The organism is Pseudomonas sp. GWSMS-1, assembly GCF_049847425.1.
Lineage (GTDB): Bacteria > Pseudomonadota > Gammaproteobacteria > Pseudomonadales > Pseudomonadaceae > Aquipseudomonas.
Genome location: NZ_JBMHHV010000005.1, coordinates 1,569,916 through 1,596,165, shown reverse-complemented (window position 1 = coordinate 1,596,165; position 26,250 = coordinate 1,569,916). Strand labels below are relative to the sequence as shown.

The following is a 26,250-nucleotide window of genomic DNA, read 5'->3' as shown; positions in this document are numbered from 1 at the left end:
CTGCGGTAGCGCGATACCCGCAGCCCACAATAGGCGCCCCATACCAGTCGTTGACACTGTGCAGGGGGCAGCAGCTGCCAGACATGCAAAAAACCTAATTCAGGACTGAGACAGGCTATCGTCCTCCAGCCAATTGACCATGAAATAGGTGTTCCAGGATGCCGTTAACGGTGTGGGCGACAGTCGCTATCTAAGGGCACGGCCTCGATTGTTCTGTGCGTGCGCCCTGATACCTCGCTGGAGAAGAAGCAGGAAGTCGTTCATTCCATTACCGGGCAAAGCTTAAAACTCATCCCCGAGTTGTTGGGAAATGGCAGCCAGTCCTTTGTGTCGAGGTCAGCGGTTGGGGCATCAAGCGCATGAAGAGCAAATGGGAGCATGTGCAGCATCGAAGCCGGAGCTGGAGCCCCATATTTACCGTAATGGCGAATGCTGCGTGAGGAGCTGAATGGATCGGTGCTTACGGAGTTGTAGGTTGATCGCGATGGTGATGTGCTTATACGCACGATCAATTTTAGGCAATCAGTTCATTCGCAAGTGTTGCACGAAGCTGATCTGCTTCAGATGAAAGCAGCCAAAAAGGCTCAATGGTGCAGCATTGGTGCAGAGGAAGTGGCTGATTTTAAATAGCTTTTAGAGTTCTCATCCTTGACGTAATTCTCCAGTTAGCTGAAGTACGACACTTGCTGAGCTCTTGAACATTACCGACATAACTATGATTTAACATAATATACATTATGCGAAGTCTTTGATCGGGAAGCTCCCAGTGCTCCACTGTGCTTTGCGCCATACGCAATCTGCTATCGAGCATACGGTTTAGAGAAAACACTCATTAGCGAAAATTAAACGCCTGGCGTTTTTGGAGCGTGCACTCAGTAACCGTCCCAAGTGGTAATTGCCATTCAGGGACTGCTGCCGTGGCATGAGTTAAATCACAGCGCACTTATGCCTCGGTGCTGTCAGCTTAACTGGCATTGCCAGCGTGTTCGGCTTGACGATGAATATCACATTTGCACAAGACTCATTGCCTGCACAGCTGCCGCGTAAATTCATCCGCCTGCAACGTCGCTTCTTAGCTTATTCCATAAAATTATTAATGATTTCATTGATATAGAGCTTTTCGGTAATCAGAATGCGCGCCTCGTTAATCCCATTTCATGCGACTTGCTTGCCGCGCTTTTTGACTGTTTTGGAGGTCGCATGTCCGTTACACGCCAGATCTTGTTTGCCCTCGCATTCGGCATCATTACCGGCCTTGTGTTGAACACCTGCGCCGGCGCACTGCCTGATGGTAGCGTGACCTGGCTGGACACTCATTTACTGACCCCGGTGGGCAGCATCTTCCTGCGCTTGCTGCAGTTCGTGGTCGTACCCATGGTGTTCGGTGCTCTTATCCTGAGCCTGACAAATCACGAGCACGGTGCTGCTGTTGGCCGCCACGCTGGTCGCCTGCTGGTTGGCTACGTGCTCACCAGTGCCATAGCGCTCGCACTTGGCATGCTGGTCGCCCAATGGTTGAGCCCGGGTACTGGCGCGGTAAGCCTTGTCAGCCAGGCCCCTGTTGGTCGTCATGCCGATAGCCTGAGTCAGTGGCTGGTCGGGCTGGTGCCGAATAACCCATTCACGGCGTTGGGCAGCGGCGGTTTGTTGCAGGTTATCTTCGCTGCGGCACTAATCGGTATCGCCATGCGGGCGTTACCGGATGACAGCGCGCCATTACGCCGGCTGATTCAGAGTGGCTACACCGTCACGCTCAAGGTGCTGGAATTCGTACTCAAACTGGCCCCCTATGGTGTGTTTGCGCTGATCACCTCGGTGATTGCCAGCCAGGGGCTGGACTTGCTTTTGCGCCTTGGTATGTATGTGGCCGGGCTGACGCTGGCTCTGGCGCTAATGGCGATTCTGTATTTGCTGCTGTTGGGCATCACGGGCGCCCGCCCGCTGGACTTCGTAAAGCATTTTGGCCAGAGCCTGGGCTTCGCTTTTGGCACGGCCAGCTCCGGCGCGACCTTGCCATTGGCGCTTGGCAATGCGCGCAGCTACGGCATGAGTGAATCCTTAGCCAGCTTTGCCCTGCCCTTTGGTACCGCCCTCAAACGCGATGGCGCAGCCGTACTACAGGGCTTTAATGCGTTATTTGTTGCCCAGTTGTTCAACATCGACATCACCACCTCATTGTTGATCACTGTGTTCACCACGGGACTGTTGGTGAGCTTCTCCACCGCCGGTGTGCCAGGTGCCGGACTGGTGGCCATGACGACCGTGCTGGGGGCTGCCGGCCTGCCGCTGGAAGGAGTTGCGGTTGTCGCGGGGGTTGATCGCTTTACGGATGGGCTGCGTACCGCCCTCAACGTGATGGGCAACTGCGCCAACGCTGCTTTGCTTGAGCGTCTGGATGGCCGTCGTGCAGCGGCGACTGGCGATGATGGTGAGGCTGAACGCTCAGCGTCTTGAAGGTACTAAAGTGGGTTGGTTGGGCCTGCAGCTCAATGAAGCTGCAGGCCCAACCAGAGCGGCTTTAAACGCCACATGGGTTAACGCTGCCCCCTTGTTTAGAGTGGCGTGCCCTACCCCGCATGCTGGCGTGTTTTTGCCAGGCAGCGGTTAAACCTGTAACAGCACTCGGCCACGGCTCGGGCAGGTTTCCATATAGCGATGGGCGGCGATCACATCGTCGAAGCTGAAGACCTTGTCGATCAGTGGCTTGATCAAACCATCGGCTGTCAGCTGATTAATGCCTTGCACAGCCTTGGCCACCGCCACCTTATCTTGCGGAATATTTAGCTCCTCCTTGCCGGTGAAGTTACCGATGCAATGGACGAAGAACTGAATATTCTTCTGGAACGCCGCGCAGGCTGGGAATGGCGTTTCATTGCCGCCTTGTAGGTCGAATAAAATCAGCCGACCACGCGGTGCGATGGCATCACCCAGCAGGCACATTTGTGGCCCACCCAAGGCGTCCATCACCACATTAACGCCACGCCCATCCGTGAGTTTACTGACGCGGCTCACCAGATCCTGCTCCTCGGTAAGGATGATGTGATCGGCGCCCAGCTGTTTAAGAAACTCGCTGTCTTCGGCATAGGCTGTGGCGGCGATAACGTGGGCACCCAAGGCTTTGCCCATCTGCACAATATACGGCCCCCAGCAGCGACTGGCGGCGGTTACCAAGACCGTTTCACCCGGCTGTAGATGCGCCAGTTCAACAAAACCGAGCCAGCCCACCATCGATGGCAGATAGTGCACGGCCGCCTGTTGCGCGGTCAGATTAGCGGGGTAACGGACCAGAGAGCTGCGCGGTAAAACCACGTGCTCGGCGTAGCTGGGATAGCGATTGGCGCTGTGCCCTGGGAAGCTGGCAACCCGATCGCCCACGGCCAGATCACTGACCCCATCGCCAACCGCCAACACCACACCGGCGACTTCATGGCCGAGGCCAGCAGGCAACTGTGCCAGCGTAGGTGCCAGGTTCTGCCGCCAGAGTACGTCGTGCCAGCTGACGCCCACGGCTTCAACACCGACTAGCACTTCGCCCGCTACCGGTGCAGGGACGTTACGCTCTTCGATCTTGAGGACATCAGCCTCACCAAACTCATGGAAACGCACTATGCGGGACATCGCAAACCTCTTCGGTTGACCCATTCAGGTCGTGGTAACTGGTACGCAGGTGTGCGCTAAACAATTACAGGCGACCGCTTATGGCCACGGACTTTATCCGGGCCTGGCCAGCAATTCCACCGCTCGGGGCTGATATTCACCATGCTTGTCGATGATGATGCGGCGCCAGCGTTTGATTTGCGTCTGCATATTGCCTGTAAGCGGCATTCAGCATTAGCCTGACTCGCTTGTAAAACCGCAGCCACTCGATAATGGACACCGGATGAACCGTAACGATCTTCGCCGCGTCGATCTCAACCTGCTGATCGTCTTTGAAACGCTGATGCATGAACGCAGCGTGACCCGTGCGGCGGAAAAACTGTTTCTCGGTCAGCCGGCCATCAGCGCCGCCCTCGCCCGTCTTCGCAGCTTGTTTGATGATCCGCTGTTTGTGCGCACTGGCCGCAGCATGGAACCGACTGCACGGGCCATGGAAATTGCTGCCCTGCTCTCACCGGCGCTGGATTCAATTTCCACCGCCGTCAGCCGCGCCGCAGAATTTCATCCGGCGACCAGTAATGCAGTGTTTCGCATTGGCCTGTCGGATGACGTCGAGTTTGGTCTGCTGCCGCCGCTGATCAAGCGCCTACGGGCTGAAGCGCCAGGTGTGGTGCTGGTAATTCGCCGCACCAATTACTTGCTGATGCCGGCTTTGCTGGCCTCCGGCGAAATTTCCGTCGGCGTTGCCTATACCGAAGAGTTGCCGGCCAATGCCAAGCGCAAGGTCCTGCGCCGTAGCAAACCAAAATTGCTGCGCGCCGACAGCGCCCCAGGCGCGCTTAGCCTGGATGATTACTGTGAGCGCCCGCACGCGCTGGTGTCGTTTGCCGGCGACCTCAGTGGTTTTATTGATGTGGAACTGGAAAAACTCGGGCGCAAGCGCCGCGTGGTGATCGCCCTCCCCCAGTTCAATGGCCTGGGCACCCTGCTCGCCGGCACCGATATTATCGCCACCGTACCGGACTACACCGCCGCTGCACTCAGTGCGGCGGGTGGTGTGCGCGCTGAAGAACTGCCCATACCGGCGCAAACCTTTGAGCTGCACATGGCCTGGCGCGGCGCTCAGGACAATGACCCGGCCGAACGTTGGCTGCGCTCGCGTATCCAGATGTTCTGCGGCGACCCCGATAGCGTTGAGTAGGCCGGTTAAGCACAGAACCAGGACTTGCTCACATATGCGTTTGTCGATACAAGCCTGTAGATAATCAATCTGATTGATACATACCTTCGAATCGTTCGATTCGTCGCAATAGAGCCCTCGCTGCAGACTCCGCCTCCTCAAAACACCCTCTGGCGGAAGTACACATGGAACAGTCCAATAAGAACCTCTGGCATTTCCCCCTCGCCCTTGCCGCGGTGCTGGTAGTGAGCGCCTGTGGCAAAGCACCTGAAAGTGCACAGCAAATGCCTGCAGCCAAAGTCAGCGTGGCCGACGTTATCGAACAGCCGATCAATGAGTGGGACGAGTTCACCGGCCGGCTGGAAGCGCCAGAATCAGTCGATATTCGCCCACGTGTATCCGGTTTCGTTGACCGCGTAGCCTTCAACGAAGGCAGCCTGGTGAAGAAAGGCGACCTACTGTTCCAGATCGACCCGCGGCCGTTCCAGGCCGAAGTCAAACGCCTTGAGGCCCAACTGCAACAAGCCCGCGCCAGTTTTGCGCGCACCCAAAGTGAAGCCCGTCGCGGCGAGCGTTTGCGCCAGAGCAACGCTATCTCTGCCGAGCTCGCCGATGCCCGCGCAAGCGCTGCGGCAGAAGCCAAGGCCGCTGTAGCGGGCATCCAGGCAGAACTGGATAACGCCCGCCTCAACCTCAGCTTTACCCGCGTCACAGCGCCGATTGATGGTCGCGTCAGCCGTGCGGAAATAACCGAAGGCAACCTGGTAAATGCCGGGCAAAGCCACCTCACCACGCTGGTCAGTACCGACAAGGTCTACGCCTATTTCGATGCCGATGAGCGCGTGTTCCTCAAGTATGTCGAGTTGGCGCGCCAGGCCGGTGGCCAGGCCCGCGATGCCAGCCCGGTGTACCTGGGGCTGTCCAGCGAAGAAGGCCATCCACACCAGGGGCAGCTGGACTTTCTCGACAACCAGGTCAACCCGCAAACCGGCACCATCCGTGGTCGAGCGGTATTCGACAACCGTGACGGGCGCTTCACCCCTGGCCTCTACGCGCGCCTCAAGTTGGTCGGCAGCAGTCAATACGCCGCCGCGCTAATTAAGGACGAAGCCGTCGGCACCGACCTCGGCAAGAAGTTCGTCCTGGTCCTCGATAAGGACAACGCCGTGCAGTATCGCGCCATTGAGCTGGGGCCAAAGCTGGCGGGGCTGCGCATCGTGCGCAGTGGCCTGGCCAAGGGCGAAAAGATCGTGGTCAACGGCCTGCAACGCGCCTTCCCTGGTGCCACGGTTGATCCGCAAAACGTGCCCATGGCCGATGAGCAGACCCAGGCCATGCTGACCGAGCAGCGCCAAGCCATCGAGCGGTATAACCCGCGCGGGCTCGCCGTGAAAAACAGCCCAGCCAGCACTGCGCCACGCGGCTAAATAGGTAGAACGACGATGAATTTCTCGCAATTCTTTATTCAGCGGCCGATCTTCGCCGCGGTGCTGTCCTTGCTGATCCTGATCGGCGGGGCCATCTCGCTGTTCCAGCTGCCTATCAGCGAATACCCGGAAGTGGTGCCACCCACCGTGGTCGTACGCGCCACCTTCCCCGGCGCCAACCCAAAGGTGATCGGTGAGACCGTCGCCTCGCCGCTGGAGCAGGCGATTACCGGCGTAGAAGGTATGTTGTATATGTCTTCGCAAGGCACGGCCGACGGCAAGATGACGTTGACGCTGACCTTCGCCCTCGGCACTGATCTGGACAAGGCGCAGGTGCAGGTGCAGAACCGTGTGACCCGCACCATGCCGACCTTGCCCACCGAAGTGCAGCGCCTCGGCGTAACCGTCGACAAAGCCTCGCCTGACCTGACCATGGTCGTGCACCTGACCTCGCCCGACGACCGTTACGACATGCTGTATCTGTCCAACTACGCCGCCCTCAACGTCAAAGATGAGCTCGCGCGCCTCGATGGCGTGGGTGATGTACAGCTGTTCGGCCTGGGCAATTACTCGCTGCGCGTGTGGTTGGACCCAAATAAGGTCGCTTCGCGCAACCTGACGGCTTCTGACGTGGTCAACGCCATCCGTGAGCAAAACCGCCAGATCGCTGCAGGCTCGCTCGGTGCGCCACCGTCGGATGCGGGCAACAGCTTTCAGTTGTCGATCAACACCCAGGGCCGCTTGGTCACTGAGGAAGAATTCGAGAACATCATCATCCGCGCCGGTGAAAACGGCGAAATCACTCGCTTGAAAGACATCGCACGGATCGAACTGGGCTCCAGCCAGTACGCCTTACGCTCCCTGCTGAACAACAAACCGGCAGTCGCCATTCCGGTATTCCAGCGCCCCGGTTCCAACGCCATCGAGATTTCCGATGCAGTGCGGGCGCGTATGGCGGAGCTGAAGCAGAGCTTCCCGCAGGGCGTGGACTACGAAATCGTCTACGACCCAACCATCTTCGTGCGTGGCTCCATCGAGGCAGTGGTGCACACCCTGCTCGAAGCCATCATCCTCGTGGTGCTGGTGGTGATTCTGTTCCTGCAAACCTGGCGCGCATCGATCATTCCGCTGGCTGCGGTACCGGTATCGCTGATCGGCACCTTCGCCGTGATGCACATGTTTGGCTTCTCGCTCAACGCCCTGTCGTTGTTCGGTTTGGTGCTGGCCATCGGCATCGTGGTGGACGACGCCATCGTTGTGGTGGAGAACGTCGAGCGCAATATCGGCCTGGGCAAAACACCCGTGCAAGCCACCCAGCAGGCGATGAAGGAAGTCACCGGGCCCATCGTTGCCACGGCCTTGGTACTGTGCGCGGTATTTATCCCCACCGCCTTTATTTCCGGCCTGACCGGACAGTTCTATCAACAGTTTGCCCTGACGATTGCCATCTCCACGGTGATCTCGGCCTTCAACTCGCTGACCCTGTCCCCTGCCCTGGCCGCTGTATTGCTGAAAAGCCACGACGCACCGAAAGACCGCTTCTCCAAGCTGCTCGACAGGCTGTTTAGCGGCTGGTTATTCAACCCTTCAACCGCCTGTTCGACCGCGCCAGCCATGGTTATGTCGGCACCGTTAAGCGCGTGCTGCGCGGTAGCGGTATCGCGTTGGTGTTGTACGCAGGTTTGATGGGCCTGACCTACCTGGGCTTTGCCACAACGCCAAGCGGCTTCGTACCGGCGCAGGACAAGCAGTATCTGGTGGCCTTTGCACAACTGCCCGACGCGGCCACCCTGGACCGCACCGAAGCGGTGATCAAAAACATGTCGGAAATCGCCGGCAAACATCCCGGCGTGGAAAACACCATTGCCTTCCCGGGTCTGTCGATCAATGGTTTTACCAATAGCCCCAACAGCGGCATCGTCTTCGTCGCCCTGAAAGACTTTGATCAACGCAAGGGCGAGAACATGTCCGCCGGCGCCATTGCCTCCGAGCTTAACGGCCAGTTCTCCGGGATTCAGGAAGCCTACCTGGCGATCTTCCCGCCACCTCCGGTACAAGGCCTGGGCACCATCGGCGGCTTCCGCCTGCAGGTGCAGGACCGTGGCAACTTGGGTTATGACGAGCTGTACGTACAAACCCAGAACGTCATCGCCAAGGCCCGCGCGCTGCCGGAGTTGGACCCGATGTCGGTGTTCACCAGTTACCAGGTGAATGTGCCGCAGATCGATGCCGCCATCGACCGCGAAAAGGCCAAGACCCACGGCGTCGCGATCAGCGACATCTTCGACACCATGCAGATTTACCTGGGTTCGCTGTACGCCAACGACTTCAACCGCTTTGGCCGTACCTATCAGGTCAACGTGCAGGCCGAGCAGCAGTTCCGCCTAGAACCGGAGCAAATCGGCCAGCTCAAGGTCCGCAACAACCGTGGCGAAATGGTTCCGCTGTCAGCCTTCCTCAAGGTCAGTGCCAGCTCCGGGCCGGATCGGGTGATGCATTACAACGGCTTCCTCACCGCCGAAATCAACGGCGCGGCAGCCCCGGGCTACAGCTCCGGCCAGGCCGAGGCAGCGATGGCCAAACTGCTCAAGGAGGAACTGCCCAACGGCATGAGCTTCGAGTGGACCGACCTGACCTACCAGCAGATCCTTGCCGGTAACAGCGCGATCTTCGTCTTCCCGCTCTGCGTACTGCTGGCCTTCCTGGTACTGGCCGCTCAGTACGAAAGCTGGAGCCTGCCGCTGGCGGTGATCCTGATCGTGCCGATGACCCTGCTGTCAGCCATTACCGGGGTCATCCTGGCTGGTGGCGACAACAACATCTTTACCCAGATCGGACTGATCGTACTGGTGGGGTTGGCCTGTAAGAACGCCATCCTGATCGTCGAGTTCGCCAAGGAAAAGCAGGAAGAAGGCATGGACCGCGTCAGCGCCGTATTGGAAGCCTGCCGCTTGCGTCTGCGGCCGATTCTGATGACCAGCTTCGCCTTCATTATGGGCGTGGTGCCACTGGTGCTGTCCTCGGGTGCCGGTGCGGAAATGCGTCACGCCATGGGCGTTGCGGTATTCAGCGGCATGCTTGGGGTGACCTTCTTCGGCCTGCTGCTGACCCGCTGTTCTATGTGCTGATCCGTGCCTTTGTGGAGAAGCGCGAAGCGCAGAAAGTGGCTCGTTTGCAGGAGGTGCAGGCATGAAAACAGTCAATGCCAAGCCCCTGGCCATCAGCCTGCTGAGCTTTGCGCTGACAGCCTGTGCTGTCGGCCCAGACTACCAGGCACCGCAAACGGAGGCCGCCCAGCTGAGCGCAACACAAAGCAGCAACTACGATCGTTCGCGCTTCGAAGTCAGTTGGTGGCAGCAGTTCGATGACCCAACCCTTAACCAGTTGGTGCAACAGTCCCTGCAGGAAAACCGCCAGCTACGCGTGGCCTTTGCCCGCCTGCGTGCGGCCCAAGCGATCCGTGATGACCTTGGCAACGACCAGTTGCCGACCATCACCAGCCGCGCCAGCGGTGATTTCGGTAAAGCCCAGCAACCCGGCATCACCGAGCAGCGCGTGCGCAGCGAACGCTACGACCTGGGCCTGGACATGCTCTGGGAACTGGATCTGTTTGGCCGCATTCAGCGCCAACTGGAAGCCAGCGACGCCGAACTGGACGTGGCCGAAGCGGATTATCAGCAACTGCAGGTCAGCCTGATCGCCGAGCTGGTGGATGCCTACGGCAGCCTGCGTGGTGCGCAACTGCGTGAACGCATTGCCCGCGACAACCTGAAGAATCAGCAAGCATCCCGTGCCATCACCGAGCAACTGCGCGAAGCCGGCATCGGTAGCCAGCTCGATGTGCTGCGCAGCGATGCGCGCCTGGCAGGCACTGAAGCCAGCCTGCCGCAACTGCAGGCCGAACAGCAGCGCGCCAAGCACCGCATCGCCACCCTGCTCGGCCAACGCCCCGACCAATTGAGTGTGGACCTCTCGGCTCAGGACCTGCCTGCCATTGCCAAAGCACTACCGGTTGGCGACCCCGGCGAGTTGCTGCGCCGCCGCCCGGATATCCGTGCGGCCGAACGGCAACTGGCCGCCGCCACCGCCAATATCGGTGTGGCCACGGCGGACTTGTTCCCACGGGTGAGTTTGTCCGGCTTCCTCGGCTTTACCGCCGGGCGTGGCTCGCAGCTGGGTTCATCTGCAGCGCAAGCCTGGGGCCTGGCACCGACTATGAGTTGGGCAGCGTTTGATCTGGGCAGCGTGCGTGCACGTATGCGCGGGGCCGAAGCCGAAGCCGATGGCGCGCTGGCCAACTATGAGCAACAAGTGCTGCTAGCCCTGGAAGAATCCGCCAACGCCTTTAGCGATTACGGTAAACGCCAGCAGCGGCTACTGGCCCTGCTACGCCAATCCGACGCAAGCCGCGCCGCAGCCGAACAAGCCCGCGTGCGCTACCGCGAAGGTGAAGTGGACTTCCTCGTATTGCTCGACGCCGAACGCGAACGCCTAAGCGCCGAAGACGCCCAAGCTCAGGCGGAGGTCGAGCTGTATCGCGCAATTGTCGCTATTTACAAGGCGCTTGGCGGTGGCTGGGAGCCGAACGCTTAACACTGGCTTTGAGACTCGGCTGGCTCAGCCAGCCAATTTTTCGCCCCACGGCAGTTGCTCCTTGCCGTGGGGTTTTTTATGCGCGGGGAACTGAGCGATCTATAGCAGCAGCGACTGCACGCGTTAAGCCGTAGCCATTGCCTTTAGCCTATCTGCGCTAGGTTGCTCAGCGGCTGGCGGCTTTTTTCTTGGTGTTCGGTAGCAGGTGTGAGAACACCGCGTGCAAATCATCTGATGCGGTATCGCCGTCTAGGTTGAGTTTGGCGTCAACGCTGTCCATGTGGCGCATCATCAGGTCTACGGCCACATCCACATTGCCGGCCTCGATGGCATCAATCACCTGGTCGTGCTCGGCATCCGAGCAATGCGCACGGCTGTTGCTTTCATACAGCGCGATGATCAGCGAGGTCTGCGAAATCAGGCTGCGCAAAAAACCCAGCAAGGTCAGGTTGCCAGCGGCTTCTGCCAGTTTGAGGTGGAACTCGCCCGACAGACGAATGCCCATGCCGCGATCACCACGGGCGAAGCACTCGCGCTCATCCATCACCATCTGACGCAACGCAGCGATGTGCTCGGGTTTGGCGTTTTTGCAGGCCAGTTCGGTAATGGCGCGCTCAATCATGCGGCGCACATAGAAGATCTGCCGCGCTTCTTCTGCACCGGGGCTGGCCACTACCGCGCCACGGTTAGGGCGCAGTAGTACCACGCCTTCGTGGGCCAGGCGCGACAAGGCGCGACGAATAATGGTGCGGCTAACGCCGAAGATTTCACCGAGGGCTTCTTCGCTGAGCTTGGTACCAGGCGCCAGGCGCTGCTCAAGAATGGCATCGAAGATATGGGCGTACACGACATCGTCCTGAGTCCCGCTGCGAGTAGTCTTACCCTCGCGCGTCTGCTTCTTAAGGGGCTGCAATTGTTCGTTCATTGTGGCTCGCGTGGTCAAGGTTCGGCGGTTGCTCATGCAACTCCCCTGGATGTTGCCATCCTTGGCAAGCAGCAGTCAGTGAAAAGTTACAGATAAAAAGTGCTTGCATTGTACACAATGTAACCAATGCGTGCATATCTACCAAAGCATAACAAGCCTGTAAACATGCATGTACACCTGCTTTCAGGACAATTCCCTTGCGCAGCGTCCAGGCCAATTTTTTCGAGACAGCGCTGCGTGCCTATTTTTGCTAAATGGCGGCGCAAGCAAAACGCGGCTATGCCCCGTCGATGGTAATTCGCCATGGCGTAATCGAATCGCTCACAAGCCAGAAAAACCTCCCCGAGCAGACAACTTAGTGCGCTGTATAGGCCTCAGTGAAGCAGCTGCTCACGCTCGAATAACCGAGCCGTACACACCCTTGCCTTAGCCAGAAACAGTATTTGCTTTTTTTGTATACAACATCATAATCGGCCTCAGCGTTATTTCTTGACCTCTTGGTCAGCTAAGTGCGCCAACAAACTAAAAACACCACCTGCCTCAGAGGGCCGAGCAGTGCGCAGTAAAGGCTTTGGGTGGCACACAACAAGAGATGAGGAGTATCCCTGTGGAAAGCGCTAAACAAGAAAAATCGGCGACACAGATACAAGGCCTGAGCAAACCTGGCCTGCTTGACCGCTTCTTCAAGCTGACCGAACACCGCACTAGCCTCAAAACCGAGGTGATTGCCGGCATAACCACGTTTTTCACCATGGTTTACATCATCTTTGTTAACCCCAGCATCATGGCAATAGCCGGTGTTGATCAGGGGGCCGCGTTTGTCGCGACCTGCGTTGGCGCGGCCTTGGGCTGTTTCTTGATGGGCCTCTACGCCAACTGGCCAGTCGGCCTGGCGCCCGGCATGGGGTTGAACGCGTTTTTTACCTTCACTGTCGTCGGCGACATGGGCTACAGCTGGGAAACCGCCCTCGGTGCAGTATTCCTTTCCGGCATCCTGTTTATGATCATGAGCCTGTCGCGCATTCGTGAATGGCTGCTCAATAGCATCCCCATGAGCCTGCGCTTTGCCATGGGCGCGGGGTTGGTTTGTTCCTCGGGCTGATTGGCTTGAAAACCGCCGGTATCGTTGTCGACAGCCAGGCCACACTGCTGACCATGGGCAGCTTTGCCAACCCGAATGCGCTGCTGGCCGCCATCTGCTTCCTGCTGATTGCGGTGCTAAGCCACCGCAATGTGTTCGGTGCGATCCTGTTCAGCATGCTGGCAGTCACTGGGATCGGTATGGCCATGGGCATGGTTGAGTACACCGGCCTGGTTTCGATGCCGCCAAGCTTGGCGCCAACCTTCCTGGCGATGGATATTGCCGGTGCCTTCCAGATTTCGATGATCAGCGTGGTGCTGTCGTTCCTCTTCGTGAACATGTTCGACACGGCCGGCACCCTGATGGGGGTTGCTCACCGCGCCAATCTGGTCGATGAAGACGGCAAGATTCAGAACCTCTCGCAGGCGCTGAAAGCCGACAGTACCTCCAGCGTGATCGGCTCTCTGGTGGGTTGCCCGCCCGTCACCAGTTATGTGGAAAGTGCTGCCGGCGTAGCCGCGGGTGGCCGCACTGGGCTGACGGCGGTAACGGTTGGTGTGCTGTTTCTGGCGGCGATGTTCTTCGCGCCACTGGCCGGGATGATCCCCGCCTATGCCACCGCTGGCGCGCTGATTTATGTGGCAATGCTGATGATGAGCGGAATGGCGCACATCGACTGGAAAGACAGCACCGATAGCATCCCCGCGATCGTTACCGTGGTGATGATGCCGCTGACCTTCTCCATCGCTAACGGTATTGCCCTAGGCTTCCTGACCTATGCAACCCTGAAGCTGCTTACCGGTCAGCGCGATAAAGTGTCAGTCAGCCTGTACGTGCTGTGCATCATCTTTATTGCCAAGTTCGCCTTCCTTTAAGAAGGCTCGCGGACTAACACCTAAGCCCCGGCACTTTATGCTGGGGCTTTTCATCAACTGGAGAATGGGTAATGAGCCTGGATACCTGGCTGTTGTTTGCAAGCACTGCACTGGTGGTGATCTTGATTCCAGGGCCGCTGTCGCTGCTGATGGTGAGTAACAGCTTGAACTATGGTCTGCGCCGCTCGGTGCCAGCGTTTATGGGCGGTGTGTTGGCATCGATCTGCCTGTTGAGCGCCTCGGCACTCGGTCTTGGGGCCCTGCTGTTGGCGTCGGAGCAGCTGTTTAGTGTGCTGAAAATAGTCGGTGCGCTATACCTGTTCTATCTCGCCTGGCAAAGCTGGCAAGCCTCGCGGCAGGCCGTTAAACCCTTAGCTGCTGATGAGCAACCGATCACGCCGCACTCTCGCAGCATGTTTTTGAAAGCCTTCGGGTTGGGGGCCAGTAACCCCAAAGACATTCTGTTCTTCGCGGCCCTCCTGCCACAGTTTCTCAGCGCTGAGCGCTCCCTGCTCAACCAGCTGCTGGTGATGATCGCCACCTGGGCGGTGCTGGATCTGGCCTGCAAATTGCTCTACGCCCTCAGCGCCCAAGGGGCTGCGCGTTACCTGCTTTCGGGTAATGGCCAGGTGTGGTTCAACCGTACCAGCGCTGCACTATTCGGTGGCGCTGGCACCGTCTCGCTCCTCAGCCGCTAAGCACAGAGGCGGACGTGCACGCCGAGGCGCCTGGCCTGCACGTGAGGCGGTTTACGGTTGAGGAAAATTGCAGACGAAAAAAAGCCCGCAGTGTGTACGGGCTAGGGACTCTTAAACTGAGTCAGAGGGTGACAAGCATTCGGTTCAGCTACCGCGGTAGGTGGAGTAGCTGTAAGGGGAAATCAGCAGCGGCACGTGGTAATGCTCCTGCCCGGCATCAATGCCAAAGCGCAGCACGACAACATCGAGAAATGCCTGTTCCGGCAAGGTAACGCCACGCGCACGGTAGTAATCGCCAGCGTGAAAATGCAGCTGATACACACCGCTGCGGTAATCATCACCCTGCAACACGGGCGCATCACAGCGGCCGTCGTGGTTGGTGACAACGCTGTTAAGCAGTTCAAGTTGATTGCCTGCAACGCGATACAGCTCGATCTTCAGTTCGCTGCCAGGGCAACCATGGGCAGCATCCAGTACGTGTGTGGTCAATCGTCCCATCGCGTGTGGGCACCTGCGCAGACAAGCAAGCACAGACGCCACTCCTCCTCTACTTTTATGGAATTCGGCAGATTTATCAGGCTAAGCAGCCTTGACTGAGCTGAAGCATAGCATGCAGAAAAACAAAAATAAGACAGTTTTATAAAAAACTGTACACAATATTAAGGTCATTCATCCTTTTAATCATCTCCTACGCGGGCAGCAGACAAGCTATAAGCTATATAGGTGCTGCTTTTGTGCAGTAAGAGCTGGCGCACTGGACAGTTTTTGCATTTCGGCAAGATTTAGAAAAATAAGTGATTTTTAGATTTACAAGATGCAATGTGTTTTGTATACAATTACCCCATCACGGTCGCGCAATGCATTTATGCCTGCCCAATGACCGCCACACATAGCAAGAAGGAAGACTGCAGTGAGCGCTGACTACCCACGCGACCTGATCGGTTACGCCAACAACCCGCCCCACCCGCATTGGCCGAATGACGCGCGCATCGCCCTGTCGTTTGTTCTCAATTACGAGGAAGGCGGCGAGCGCAACATCCTGCACGGCGACAAGGAATCCGAGGCGTTTCTCTCCGAGATGGTTTCCGCGCAGCCGCTGCAAGGCCAGCGCAACCTGTGCATGGAATCGCTCTACGAGTATGGCAGCCGTGCCGGCGTCTGGCGTTTGCTGAGTCTGTTCCAGAAACACAACATCCCGCTGACCATCTTTGCCGTGGCCATGGCCGCGCAGCGTCACCCAGATGCGATCAAGGCGATGGCTGACGCAGGCCACGAGATCTGCAGCCACGGCTACCGCTGGATCGACTACCAGAACATGAGCGAAGCCGAAGAGCGCGAGCACATGCACGAAGCCATCCGCATCCTGACTGAGCTGACAGGCCAGAGGCCGCAGGGTTGGTACACCGGTCGTACTGGGCCGAATACCCGCCGCCTGGTGCGCGAGGAAGGTGGCTTCCTGTATGACAGCGACACCTACGACGACGACCTGCCCTACTGGGACCCGGCCAGCACCGCGGCCAAACCGCACTTGGTGATCCCCTACACCCTGGACACCAACGACATGCGCTTTACCCAGGTGCAGGGTTTCAATACCGGCGACGATTTCTTTCAATACCTCAAAGATGCCTTCGATGTGCTCTACGCCGAAGGCGTGGCCGGCGCGCCGAAGATGCTCACCATCGGTATGCATTGCCGCTTGCTCGGCCGCCCTGCGCGCCTGGCATCGCTGGCGCGTTTTATCGAATACGTGCAAAGCCACGAGCAAGTCTGGTGTGCCCGCCGTGTCGACATTGCCAAGCACTGGCATGCGACTCACCCCTTTAACGAGCAGGCTAGCAAGGAGCTCTCGAAATGAACCGTTTTCAAACCCTGACCCGTCGCAACTCAGCCGGGAAGAATTCGTTACGGTATTTGCCGACATCTATGAGCATTCACCCTGGGTCGCCGAAAAAGCCTATGACCTGGGTTTGGATGACAGCATCAACGAGATCGACGGCTTGCATCAGCGCATGGCCGACCTGTTGCTCAGCGCCAGCCATGCTGAGCAGCTGGCCCTGATCAATGCTCACCCGGACCTCGCCGGCAAAGCCGCGGTACAGGGTGAATTGACCGCCTCGTCGACATCAGAGCAGGCCGGTGCGGGCATTCATGAATGCACCGCCGAGGAGTTTGTCCGCTTCACCACGCTGAATGATGCTTACAAAGCCAAGTTCGGCTTCCCCTTCATCATGGCGGTGAAAGGCAGCAATCGGCACCAGATCCTGGCGGCTTTCGAGGAGCGTATTCATAACTCCCCGGAGCAAGAGTTCGCCTGCGCCCTGGCTGAGATCAACAAGATCGCACTGTTCCGCCTGCAGCAGCTGTAAACCGCAGAGGTCCTGCGCGTAGTCGAGTAAGCACCGTCGGAACCCTGGTGCCGGTCTTGTGACGTTAATCACGACGACGGCCCCGCCGACATAAAGCCCACGCCCGGCAACAGGCATGGTTTATACGCAACCGATAAGAAGACCCACATGCGCAATTTGATCATTGAGCCATTAAGCAAAGAAGCGTTCGCCCCCTTTGGTGATGTCATCGAAACCGAAGGCAGCGAATTTTTCATGATCAACAATGGCTCGACTCGCCGCTATCACAAACTGGCTACGGTCGAGACCACCCAGCCAGACGATAAGGCGATCATCAGCATTTTCAGTGCCGAACAAGTGCCGATGCCATTGACTGTGCGCATGCTGGAGCGACATCCGCAGGGCAGCCAAGCGTTTATACCGCTGCTCGGCAACCCCTTTCTGATCGTGGTCGCGCCCGTTGGCGATGCACCTGTATCAGGGTTAGTCCGTGCCTTCCGTAGTAATGGTCGGCAAGGCGTCAATTACCATCGCGGCGTTTGGCACCACCCGGTGCTGACGATCGAAAAGCGGGATGACTTCCTGGTGGTTGATCGCAGTGGTTCTGGTAACAACTGCGATGAGCATTTCTTCACCGACGACGAGCAACTGCTCCTCGCCCCCCACCTATAAGAGAAGCCCAGACGCCGGCGTGTCGGCACTGGGAATGAGGTACTGATTGTGGAAGCACATTTGACTGAGTGGCTAAACCTGAGCATTCGCTGGGTGCATATGATCACCGGCGTTGCCTGGATCGGCGCATCCTTCTATTTCGTTTGGCTGGAAAACAACCTTAACCGCAGCAACCCGCGGGATGGCCTGTCCGGCGACTTATGGGCGATCCACGGTGGCGGTATCTACCACCTGGAAAAATACAAACTGGCCCCACCGAAAATGCCGGAGAACCTGCACTGGTTCAAATGGGAAGCCTATTTCACCTGGCTGTCGGGCGTGGCCCTGATGCTGGTGGTTTACTACCTCAACCCTAGCCTGTACCTGATTGCCCCCGGCAGTGACATGGCTCCAGTTACCGCCATTGCCATCGGTTTTGGTTCGCTGATTGCCGGTTACGTGGCGTATCACTTCCTCTGCGATTCGGCATTGGGCAAACGCCCTGCACTGCTCGGCGCCGTACTGTTCATCCTGCTGATTGCGGCGGCCTATGGCTTCAGCCATATCTTCAGCGGCCGCGCTGCCTACATCCACGTTGGCGCCATCATCGGCACCATCATGGTTGGCAACGTGTTCTTCACCATCATGCCGGCACAGCGCGCACTGGTTAAAGCCATCGAAGACGGCACCACGCCTGACCCAACCCTGCCGGCCAAGGGCCTGCTGCGTTCGCGTCACAACAACTACTTCACCCTACCAGTGCTGTTCATCATGATCAGCAACCACTTCCCGAGTACCTACGGCAGCCAGTACAACTGGTTGATCCTGGCGGGTATCGCGATTCTGGCGGTATTGGTGCGTCACTACTTCAACACCCGTCACGACAGCAGCAAGTACGTCTGGACCCTGCCAGCTGCGGCACTGGGCATGATCTGCCTGGCGTATGTCACAGGCCCGAAACCGGTAACACCAGCAGCCCCTAAAGCAGCAGTTGTTAGCCCAGCTCAAGAAGACAGCCAGGCGGCGCCAGTAGTAGAAGCCACTACAGCCAGCGCGGCGGCTCCTGCGGCTGATTCAGCGAGCGCTGCTGTCAGTGAGGATTTTGCCAAGGTCTACGCCGTGATTCAGGAACGCTGCACGGTGTGCCACTCGGCAACCCCAAGCAGCCCAATGTTCAGCGCGGCTCCACTGGGTTTTATGCTCGACACACCGGAGCAGATCAAACTGCAAGTGGGCAAGATTCACGCACAGAGTGTGGCATCGCAAATTATGCCGCTGGGTAACATCACTCAGATTACTCAGGAAGAGCGTGACCTGATTGGTGCCTGGATCGAAAAAGGCGCACAGATTAACTAAGCAACACCCCCGATGCCGCAGCCTATGAGGTTGCGGCATTTTTTTGTGTCCAATCTGGCCTCGCGCCAGGTGCAACATTGCAACTCCAATGCCCTGCACTTAATCAGGGCATTGAACAGCGACTTACAAAAACAAAAGCGCCTGAGGTTTTTGCATGAACCAGTTGAACCCCCAACCGACCGCTGTGTCGGCGGTTGATCAACGCCTGCCATTTCTGCAGATGATTATGGTGAGCATCCAGCATGTGTTGTTGATGTACGGCGGCGCCGTGGCGGTGCCCTTGATCATCGGTGAGGCCGTTGGCCTGTCCCGTGAAGAAGTCGCTTTTCTGATTACCGCCGACCTGCTGGTGGCCGGTGTTGCCACGTTGGTGCAATCACTGGGCTTTGGCCCGGCGGGCATTCGGATGCCGGTGATGATGGGCGCCAGTTTTGCCGCCGTTGGCAGCATGGTGGCAATGGCTGGCTCGCCGGGTATCGGCCTACCGGGGATCTTCGGCGCGACCATCGCCGCGGGTTTTTTCGGCATGCTGATTGCGCCCTTTATGTCGCGCATCGTGCATTTCTTTCCACCGCTGGTAACCGGTACGGTGATTACCTCCATCGGTTTATCGCTGTTTCCGGTTGCGCTCAACTGGGCCGGCGGTGGCAGTGTCGCCACTGAGTTTGGTGCCTTGCAGTACCTGGCCATTGCTGCTCTGGTGCTGATGATCATCTTGCTGATCAACCGCTTCCTGCGTGGCTTCTGGGTCAATGTCTCAGTGCTGATCGGAATGCTTATCGGCTACGTGGTCGCGGGCGGCATGGGGATGGTTGATCTCAGCGGCCTGGAGCAAAGCGCCTGGCTGGCCGTGGTCAAACCGATGCACTTCGGCATGCCTGAGTTTCATTTGGCACCGATTCTCTCCATGTGCCTGGTTGTGGTGATTATCTTTGTTGAGTCCACCGGGATGTTTCTTGCCCTCGGTAAGGTCACAGGTAAAGAAATCACCCCTGAAATGCTCCGTCGTGGGCTGATGTGTGATGCCGGCGCCTCGTTCTTCGCGGGTTTCTTCAACACCTTCACCCACTCATCCTTTGCACAGAACATCGGTCTGGTGCAGATGACGGGCGTGCGCAGCCGTTATGTCACGGCCGCCGCTGGGTGCTTGCTGATTGGCTTGAGCCTGCTGCCTAAAGCCGCCTACCTGGTGGCCTCGATCCCTCCTGCTGTACTGGGTGGTGCGGGCATTGCCATGTTTGGCATGGTGGCGGCTACGGGCATCAAGATTCTGCAAGAGGCGGATATTGCCGACCGTCGCAACCAGTTGCTGGTGGCGGTGAGTATTGGCATGGGCCTGGCGCCGATTGTGCGGCCGGAGTTTTTCGCGCACATGCCGCTGTGGTTAGAACCCATCACGCACAGCGGTATCGCCTTGGCGACCATCAGCGCCGTGCTACTCAACCTGCTCTTCAACATCCTCGGCGGGCCGGAACGCGCCGCGTTGCTAAACCCTCACCCGCACCACTAACCCCCTCGTTTGTAGGCAACCACAGCCCGGTTTTCCGGGCTGTTTGCTGTGGGCAGATAGTGCCAATCCATACTGATCAACCAACCACGTCATGAGCACTAACTGTGCACGCGACTACCTGACTGCCGATTCATTTTATGTGCACAATCATTAAATAAATTGTTTTCTCATGTGTACACAGGTTGCTATAGTCGAACCACTCTGAGCGCGCGGACACTGTTTTCGCCTCCAGAGCGGAGGCGCCGTGAAGCCTCGCCAAGCCCATGACCATATAAAAACAACTGGCAGGCTCAAATATGACCACGACTAGTACCCCTAGCGCCGCAGCGCCGTCTGCTCGCAGCAACGACCTGATCTACCAGCTGGATGATCGCCCCTCCTTTGGCCCCGCCCTCTTTGCTGCGCTGCAACACGTGCTAGCGAGCTTCGTTGGCGTCATCACCCCCACCCTGATTGTCGGAAGCGTGCTTGGCCTAGGTGCCTACGTGCCCTACCTGGTGAGCATGGCGTTGTTTGTGTCGGGCCTCGGCACCTTCGTCCAGGCCAAGCGTATTGGCCCGATTGGCTCCGGCCTGTTGTGCTTGCAGGGCACCAGCTTCGCCTTTTTGAGTGCGATTCTCAGTGCGGGGATGATCGTCAAATCCCGCGGCGGTAGCCCCGAGGAAATTCTCTCGACCTTATTTGGCGTGTGCTTCTGCGCGGCCTTCGTGGAAATCGCCTTTAGCCAGGTGATGACCAAGTTGCGCAAAATCGTGACCCCGGTGGTGACCGGCACCATTATTTGCCTGATTGGCTTGTCGCTGATCAAAGTGGCCATGACCGACATCGCCGGCGGCTACGGCGCGCCAGACCTGGGGGCCTTGCATCACCTGGGGCTGGCGGCGCTGGTATTGTGCACAATCATCATTCTTAACCGTTTCAAATCGCAGGTGGTGCGCCTCTCGGCGGTGATTGTCGGTTTGGCTCTTGGTTTCGTCGTAGCCTGGTACACCGGCCGCGTCGACTTCGCCAATATGGCGGATGTGCCGCTGGTCAGCGTACCGGTGCCCTTCAAGTTCGGCTTCAGCTTCGACTGGCTGGCGTTTGTACCCATCGCCGTTATCTTCCTGATCACACCGCTGGAAACCGCCGGCGACCTGACGGCCAACTCGATCATTTCCAAGCAGCCGGTACAAGGCCCGCTGTATCTACGACGGATCAAGTCCGGCGTACTGGCTGATGGCTGCAACTCGGCAATGGCAGCGGTCTTCAACAGCCTGCCGATGACCACCTTTAGCCAGAACAATGGAGTGATCCAACTTACCGGTGTTGCCAGTCGTCACGTGGGCTATTACATCGCGGGTATCTTCGTCCTGCTGGGCTTGTTCCCCGCCCTCGGCGCCGTGCTGCAACTGATGCCCAAGCCCGTACTCGGCGGTGCCACACTGATCATGTTCGGCACGGTCGCGGTGGCCGGCATCCGCATTCTGGCTGAAGCGGGGCTGCATCGTCGCAACGTGTTGATCGTGGCCATCTCCCTCGGGCTCGGTTTGGGCGTGGCTGCAGTACCGGGCGTGCTGTCGCAAATGCCGGACTTCCTGAAGAACATCTTCGGCTCGCCAATCACCATTGGTGCCCTGAGCGCCATCCTGCTCAACGTGTTCCTGCCCGAAGAAGACGCTCCGCAAGAAGACAATCTCTACGACCCCGAAGCGCATCTGCACACGGTGCTGCAGAACCCACATAACGATGAGCATGAACCGCTTGCGCATGCCTTGCGCGACCACGCGGGCCGCGCTCACAACGCCGGCTGAGCGACTTAGTTCGCGCCAGACACACCCGGCGGCTCGCTGCCGGGTGCAGAGAAACGATGCACGTCCCAATAATAAGGAAAATCGCATGAACTCAACGTATCTAGCCCGCTTAATCGCGCTGTCTGCCGGTATTGTCGGCTGTCAGCAGGCGGTCGCCGCTGACGCCCTGCTTTGGCAGAACAACAGCCTTTCTTACCTGTACGGCGAAAACTTCAACAGAGGTCAATACAACGCCGAACAGCAGAAAACCCAAACCACCTTCACAGCAGAACATGCCAGTGGCTGGGTGTGGGGCGATGTATTCGGTTTTGCCGACTACGTGCTGGCCGATAACAAGCAGTCGCGCCGGGGTGATTTCAATCACGAGAAAGACAACTTCTATTACGTCGAGTTTTCGCCACGCGTGAGCCTCAGCTGGTTGAGCGGTCAGAAGCTTGCTGCCGGCCCGTTGAAGGATGTCTACGCCGCCTTTACCTATGAGAAAGGCAATGGCGGCGCGGGTACAGAAAACTACCTGTACGGCATCGGCTCGGCCTGGAATGTCCCAGGCTTTGCTTACTTCAATGCCAACCTGTACCGGGTTAAAGCCAACAACAACGTCTATTTCGACAATTCGCGTGGCAACCACAACGCACACACTTACCAACTGACCCTATCTGGTGCCGTGCCCTTCGCTGTCGGTGATCAGGACTTCCTGGTTGACGGGTTTATTGACTGGCGCGCCGGTACGTCGACCTCCAACACCCGCACCTCGGTCGGCTCTTCGATTCAGGTCAAATGGGATGCGGGCAAAGCCTTGTTTGGCGAGGGCCGTAAGCTGTACGTCGGTACCGAGGTCAATATGTGGCGCAATCGCTACGGCGCCAAGCCGCTTGATGGTTCCGGTCATGGGTTTAATCAAACCGCATTTCAGGCGCTGGTGAAGTACCACTTCTAAGCGCTTAACGCGGGTTGCCGGGTAGGCGGCAACCTGAACAAAAAGGGGATGGCATAACAGCCATCCCCTTTTTTATTGTGCGGCCTGAACGTTCAGCGAGTAGACCTGCAGCAAACGTCATAAGAGGATCAATCAGGCCGCTTGATTAGGCAGCAACACGCTGGCCTATAACATCCCATAATGGTTGTGGGTGATGCCTTGGCGCATTAGATTAGCTAATTATGTTAGGCACCCATCATAAGCAGAAGGGATAAACATGGCGCTTACTGACCAGTCCACCCGTATCCGCGAAGGCGAAGAACTCGACGCAGCGGTCATCGACCAGTACCTCAAGGCGCATATCCCAGGCCTCACCGGCGAGCCACGCATCAGCCAGTTCCCGGGCGGGGCATCGAATCTGACCTACCTGATCGAATACCCAAATCAGGAACTCGTGCTGCGTCGACCGCCGTTTGGCCACAAGGCCAAATCCGCCCACGACATGGGTCGCGAGTACCGCATCCTCAATCAGCTCAATGCCGGTTTCCCCTACTGCCCGAAAGCCTATGTGCACTGCACGGACGAGTCGCTGATCGGCGGTGAGTTTTATGTGATGGAGCGGGTCAACGGCATCATCCTGCGTTCCGAGATGCCGGCCGAGCTGAACTTCAGCGAAGAGCAAACCCGCAACCTGTGCAAAAGCTTTATCGACAAGATGGTTGAGCTGCACAACGTCGACTATCAGGCCTGCGGTCTAGGCGACCTGGGCAAGCCCGAGGGCTATGTGCAGCGACAAATCAGCGGCTGGAGTGACCGCTACGACAAGGCCCTGACGCCTGATGCGCCGCTGTGGGAGCCGGTCAAGGCCTGGCTCAAGGACAAGATGCCCAGCGACCACCACAAGCCCGGCATCGTGCACAACGACTACCGCTTCGATAACGTGATTCTCAACCCGCAAAACCCCAGCGAGATCATCGGTGTGCTGGACTGGGAGCTGACCACCATTGGCGATCCGCTGATGGACCTGGGCAACACCCTCGCCTACTGGATCGAAGCCGCCGACCCGGCCCCGGTACAATTGATGCGCCGCCAGCCGAGCAATGCCCCGGGCATGCTGACCCGTCAGCAGTTTGCCGACTACTACGCCGAACGTTCAGGCATTGAGATCAAAAGCATCGATTTCTACTACACCTACGGTCTGTTCCGTCTGGCTGGCATTGTGCAGCAGATCTACTACCGCTACTTCCATGGCCAGACGCAGGACAAACGCTTCGCGCAGTTCATTCACATGAACAAGCTGCTGGAGCAGATGAGCCTGCAGGTCATCCATAAATCGCAGCTGTAAACGGCCGAACAGGCCTCTTAATAAGAAGGGAAAAACGCATGTCCAAAACGAATCTGTTCGACCTCGACGGCAAGATCGCATTTGTCTCCGGTGCCAGCCGTGGTATCGGCGAAGCCATCGCCAAGCTGCTGGCGCAACAAGGCGCCCATGTGATTGTCTCCAGCCGCAAAATCGACGATTGCCAGAAAGTGGCCGACGCGATCATCGCCGATGGCGGCAAGGCTACGGCCGTGGCCTGCCACATTGGTGAAATGGAGCAAATCACCAATGTCTTCGCGCACATCAAGGAGCAGTTCGGCCGACTCGACATTCTGGTTAACAACGCCGCCACCAACCCGCAGTTTTGTAACGTGCTGGACACCGACCTGGGTGCATTCCAGAAGACCGTCGATGTGAATATTCGCGGCTACTACTTTATGTCCATCGAGGGCGGCAAGCTGATGAAAGCCAACGGTGGCGGCAGCATCATTAACGTCGCCTCGATCAATGGCGTTTCGCCGGGGGAGTTCCAGGGCATCTACTCGGTGACCAAGGCCGCGGTGATCAGCATGACCAAGGTTTTCGCCAAGGAATGTGCGCAGTTTGGTATCCGCTGCAACGCCCTGCTGCCGGGCCTGACCGACACCAAGTTCGCCTCGGCACTGGTGAAAAACGACGCCATTCTCAACCTCGCTCTGCAGCGTATTCCGCTCAAGCGTGTGGCCGAGCCAAGCGAAATGGCCGGCGCGGTGTTGTACCTGGCGAGCGATGCGTCCAGCTACACCACCGGCGTAGCGCTAAATGTCGATGGCGGTTTCCTCTCCTGAGGATTCAGCGGCCAACACCTCACCAGAGGGGCTAGTGCCTTTTAGATAAGCGCTATCGCTTGACCTTTTGGCGTAACAAATCAGAATCCGCTGCCTGTGTTGGCAGCGGATTTTTTATGCGTGCCGTTCTGACAATGATGCATGTCGCGCCTATGGTGTGTGCTGTTCACGTCGAAAGGCGCGCTGCGTTTACGTGATCCGCTTTGTCGCGCGACCTAATGATCCTCGCGCCCACAGGTTTAAGCCTAAATTGATGCTGTAGACATAAGGTCCCGCATGCCGCGTTCAACTCAATTTTCTCTGGTGATCCTGCCAATCCTGTTGCTATTGGTCGCCATGACATCGATCCAGAGCGGCGCATCCCTGGCTAAAGGCCTGTTCCCGGAAATCGGCGCAACCGGCACCACCGCCCTCCGACTGGGGCTGGGCGCACTGATTCTCTGCGTACTGATGCGCCCCTGGCAGGCGCAGCTGACCTTGAAGTCCTGCCGTTCGCTGCTGGCCTACGGGCTGTCGCTGGGCGGCATGAACCTGCTGTTCTATCTCTCGCTGAAAACCATTCCGCTGGGTATCGCCGTCGCCCTGGAATTTACTGGGCCACTGGGGTTGGCGCTGCTGTCGTCACGCCGTTTGCTGGACTTTGTTTGGGTCGCCCTGGCTGTTTTCGGCCTCTGGCTGCTCCTGCCCAGCGGCCTAAACCAGGTGGCACTCGACCCCGTGGGCATGGCCCTGGCTCTGGCAGCGGGGCTGTGCTGGGCGCTGTATATCGTCTTCGGTCAAAAGGCCGGGGCCGAGCACGGCAAACAGACCGTGGCTCTGGGCACCATCGTCGCGGCGCTGCTGGTGTTCCCGATTGGCCTGTGGCAGGCCGGCAGCAGTATGTTTTATGTCGACCTTCTGCCGGTGGCCCTCGGCGTGGCGGTGTTGTCTTCAGCCCTGCCTTACAGCCTGGAGATGGTCGCCCTGACCCGCTTGCCAGCCCGCACCTTCAGCATCTTGATGAGTATGGAACCGGCTATCGCCGCGCTCTCTGGGCTGTTGTTTCTCAGCGAGCGCCTGACGCTCACCCAATGGCTGGCGATCAGCGCCATTATTCTGGCCTCAGCCGGCGCCGCGGCGACCATCAAGCCGCAAGCCAAGGCGCTTTAGACC

The 26,250-nt window shown here is 58.2% G+C and carries 17 protein-coding genes and 3 pseudogenes; 17 read left to right on the top strand and 3 right to left on the bottom strand.

What is annotated here, in order from left to right; genetic code table 11:
- Positions 1-1,200: 1,200 nt before the first annotated feature.
- The gene (locus ACEPAJ_RS10885) at positions 1,201-2,454 is read left to right on the top strand and encodes a dicarboxylate/amino acid:cation symporter (protein ID WP_425914842.1); all 1,254 of its coding nucleotides are present in this window, start codon (positions 1,201-1,203) and stop codon (positions 2,452-2,454) included.
- Between the two features lie 150 nt (positions 2,455-2,604).
- Here the strand turns inward: ACEPAJ_RS10885 and ACEPAJ_RS10880 are convergent, their stop codons facing one another.
- Positions 2,605-3,618 (bottom strand): zinc-dependent alcohol dehydrogenase family protein, encoded by a 1,014-nt coding sequence (locus tag ACEPAJ_RS10880; RefSeq protein ID WP_425914841.1) that lies wholly within the window; start codon positions 3,616-3,618, stop codon positions 2,605-2,607.
- Positions 3,619-3,880: 262 nt separating this feature from the next.
- Here ACEPAJ_RS10880 and ACEPAJ_RS10875 point away from each other — a divergent pair, with 262 nt between their 5' ends.
- The 4 genes and pseudogenes from ACEPAJ_RS10875 to ACEPAJ_RS10860 all read left to right on the top strand — a co-directional run bounded on the left by ACEPAJ_RS10875 (position 3,881) and on the right by ACEPAJ_RS10860 (position 10,797).
- Positions 3,881-4,798, top strand: a complete 918-nt coding sequence (locus ACEPAJ_RS10875; RefSeq protein WP_425914840.1) for a LysR family transcriptional regulator — start codon at positions 3,881-3,883, stop codon at positions 4,796-4,798.
- 164 nt (positions 4,799-4,962) lie between these two features.
- Complete coding sequence (gene mexE / locus ACEPAJ_RS10870; RefSeq protein ID WP_425914839.1) at positions 4,963-6,204, top strand: multidrug efflux RND transporter periplasmic adaptor subunit MexE; 1,242 nt, start codon at positions 4,963-4,965, stop codon at positions 6,202-6,204.
- A gap of 15 nt (positions 6,205-6,219) precedes the next feature.
- Positions 6,220-9,397: pseudogene (locus ACEPAJ_RS10865) on the top strand (efflux RND transporter permease subunit).
- The gene (locus tag ACEPAJ_RS10860; RefSeq protein ID WP_425914838.1) at positions 9,394-10,797 is read left to right on the top strand and encodes an efflux transporter outer membrane subunit; all 1,404 of its coding nucleotides are present in this window, start codon (positions 9,394-9,396) and stop codon (positions 10,795-10,797) included. Before ACEPAJ_RS10865 ends, ACEPAJ_RS10860 begins: the two are co-directional and overlap by 4 nt.
- Positions 10,798-10,963: 166 nt before the next feature.
- On the opposite strand, the gene ACEPAJ_RS10855 is transcribed toward ACEPAJ_RS10860, so the two are convergent.
- A complete protein-coding gene (locus tag ACEPAJ_RS10855; protein WP_425914837.1) occupies positions 10,964-11,722 on the bottom strand; it encodes a GntR family transcriptional regulator in 759 nt (252 codons plus the stop codon).
- Positions 11,723-12,329: 607 nt separating this feature from the next.
- Between ACEPAJ_RS10855 and ACEPAJ_RS10850 the strand changes: the two are divergent.
- Both ACEPAJ_RS10850 and ACEPAJ_RS10845 read left to right on the top strand, forming a co-directional pair.
- Positions 12,330-13,678: pseudogene (locus ACEPAJ_RS10850) on the top strand (NCS2 family permease).
- Positions 13,679-13,749: 71 nt separating this feature from the next.
- Positions 13,750-14,376 carry a LysE family translocator gene (locus ACEPAJ_RS10845; protein WP_425914836.1) on the top strand — a complete coding sequence of 209 codons (627 nt, stop codon included), beginning with the start codon at positions 13,750-13,752 and terminating at the stop codon, positions 14,374-14,376.
- A gap of 144 nt (positions 14,377-14,520) precedes the next feature.
- On the opposite strand, the gene uraH is transcribed toward ACEPAJ_RS10845, so the two are convergent.
- A complete protein-coding gene (gene uraH / locus ACEPAJ_RS10840; protein WP_322950183.1) occupies positions 14,521-14,874 on the bottom strand; it encodes a hydroxyisourate hydrolase in 354 nt (117 codons plus the stop codon).
- Between the two features lie 412 nt (positions 14,875-15,286).
- On the opposite strand from uraH, the gene puuE reads away from it, so the two are divergent.
- The 10 genes and pseudogenes from puuE (at position 15,287) to rhtA (ending at position 26,247) form a co-directional block, all read left to right on the top strand.
- Positions 15,287-16,231, top strand: a complete 945-nt coding sequence (gene puuE / locus ACEPAJ_RS10835; protein WP_425914835.1) for an allantoinase PuuE — start codon at positions 15,287-15,289, stop codon at positions 16,229-16,231.
- Positions 16,228-16,742 (top strand): annotated as a pseudogene (uraD, locus tag ACEPAJ_RS10830) (2-oxo-4-hydroxy-4-carboxy-5-ureidoimidazoline decarboxylase). Before puuE ends, uraD begins: the two are co-directional and overlap by 4 nt.
- Positions 16,743-16,889: 147 nt before the next feature.
- Positions 16,890-17,393, top strand: coding sequence for an ureidoglycolate lyase (locus ACEPAJ_RS10825; protein ID WP_425914834.1), 504 nt, complete (start codon positions 16,890-16,892; stop codon positions 17,391-17,393).
- A gap of 48 nt (positions 17,394-17,441) precedes the next feature.
- Positions 17,442-18,728 carry a urate hydroxylase PuuD gene (locus ACEPAJ_RS10820; RefSeq protein WP_425914833.1) on the top strand — a complete coding sequence of 429 codons (1,287 nt, stop codon included), beginning with the start codon at positions 17,442-17,444 and terminating at the stop codon, positions 18,726-18,728.
- A gap of 154 nt (positions 18,729-18,882) precedes the next feature.
- A complete protein-coding gene (locus tag ACEPAJ_RS10815) occupies positions 18,883-20,238 on the top strand; it encodes a nucleobase:cation symporter-2 family protein (protein ID WP_425914832.1) in 1,356 nt (451 codons plus the stop codon).
- A 296-nt stretch (positions 20,239-20,534) separates the two neighbouring features.
- Entirely contained in the window at positions 20,535-22,031 is a 1,497-nt protein-coding gene (locus ACEPAJ_RS10810) for a nucleobase:cation symporter-2 family protein (RefSeq protein WP_425914831.1), read from the top strand.
- 85 nt (positions 22,032-22,116) lie between these two features.
- Entirely contained in the window at positions 22,117-22,968 is an 852-nt protein-coding gene (locus ACEPAJ_RS10805) for an outer membrane protein OmpK (RefSeq protein WP_425914830.1), read from the top strand.
- A 256-nt stretch (positions 22,969-23,224) separates the two neighbouring features.
- Positions 23,225-24,292 (top strand): phosphotransferase family protein, encoded by a 1,068-nt coding sequence (locus tag ACEPAJ_RS10800; RefSeq protein ID WP_425914829.1) that lies wholly within the window; start codon positions 23,225-23,227, stop codon positions 24,290-24,292.
- 38 nt (positions 24,293-24,330) lie between these two features.
- Positions 24,331-25,098, top strand: coding sequence for an SDR family oxidoreductase (locus ACEPAJ_RS10795; protein WP_425914828.1), 768 nt, complete (start codon positions 24,331-24,333; stop codon positions 25,096-25,098).
- A gap of 276 nt (positions 25,099-25,374) precedes the next feature.
- Positions 25,375-26,247 carry a threonine/homoserine exporter RhtA gene (gene rhtA / locus ACEPAJ_RS10790; RefSeq protein ID WP_425914827.1) on the top strand — a complete coding sequence of 291 codons (873 nt, stop codon included), beginning with the start codon at positions 25,375-25,377 and terminating at the stop codon, positions 26,245-26,247.
- Positions 26,248-26,250: the final 3 nt, after the last annotated feature.

What these genes read in the sequence shown, in the direction of transcription:
- ACEPAJ_RS10885 (WP_425914842.1), top strand. Translation starts at nt 1,201, where the DNA reads ATGTCCGTTACACGCCAGATCTTGTTTGCCCTCGCATTCGGCATCATT.
- ACEPAJ_RS10880 (WP_425914841.1), bottom strand. Translation starts at nt 3,618, where the DNA reads ATGTCCCGCATAGTGCGTTTCCATGAGTTTGGTGAGGCTGATGTCCTC.
- ACEPAJ_RS10875 (WP_425914840.1), top strand. Translation starts at nt 3,881, where the DNA reads ATGAACCGTAACGATCTTCGCCGCGTCGATCTCAACCTGCTGATCGTC.
- mexE (WP_425914839.1), top strand. Translation starts at nt 4,963, where the DNA reads ATGGAACAGTCCAATAAGAACCTCTGGCATTTCCCCCTCGCCCTTGCC.
- ACEPAJ_RS10860 (WP_425914838.1), top strand. Translation starts at nt 9,394, where the DNA reads ATGAAAACAGTCAATGCCAAGCCCCTGGCCATCAGCCTGCTGAGCTTT.
- ACEPAJ_RS10855 (WP_425914837.1), bottom strand. Translation starts at nt 11,722, where the DNA reads ATGAACGAACAATTGCAGCCCCTTAAGAAGCAGACGCGCGAGGGTAAG.
- ACEPAJ_RS10845 (WP_425914836.1), top strand. Translation starts at nt 13,750, where the DNA reads ATGAGCCTGGATACCTGGCTGTTGTTTGCAAGCACTGCACTGGTGGTG.
- uraH (WP_322950183.1), bottom strand. Translation starts at nt 14,874, where the DNA reads ATGGGACGATTGACCACACACGTACTGGATGCTGCCCATGGTTGCCCT.
- ACEPAJ_RS10825 (WP_425914834.1), top strand. Translation starts at nt 16,890, where the DNA reads ATGCGCAATTTGATCATTGAGCCATTAAGCAAAGAAGCGTTCGCCCCC.
- ACEPAJ_RS10815 (WP_425914832.1), top strand. Translation starts at nt 18,883, where the DNA reads ATGAACCAGTTGAACCCCCAACCGACCGCTGTGTCGGCGGTTGATCAA.
- ACEPAJ_RS10810 (WP_425914831.1), top strand. Translation starts at nt 20,535, where the DNA reads ATGACCACGACTAGTACCCCTAGCGCCGCAGCGCCGTCTGCTCGCAGC.
- ACEPAJ_RS10805 (WP_425914830.1), top strand. Translation starts at nt 22,117, where the DNA reads ATGAACTCAACGTATCTAGCCCGCTTAATCGCGCTGTCTGCCGGTATT.
- ACEPAJ_RS10800 (WP_425914829.1), top strand. Translation starts at nt 23,225, where the DNA reads ATGGCGCTTACTGACCAGTCCACCCGTATCCGCGAAGGCGAAGAACTC.
- ACEPAJ_RS10795 (WP_425914828.1), top strand. Translation starts at nt 24,331, where the DNA reads ATGTCCAAAACGAATCTGTTCGACCTCGACGGCAAGATCGCATTTGTC.
- rhtA (WP_425914827.1), top strand. Translation starts at nt 25,375, where the DNA reads ATGCCGCGTTCAACTCAATTTTCTCTGGTGATCCTGCCAATCCTGTTG.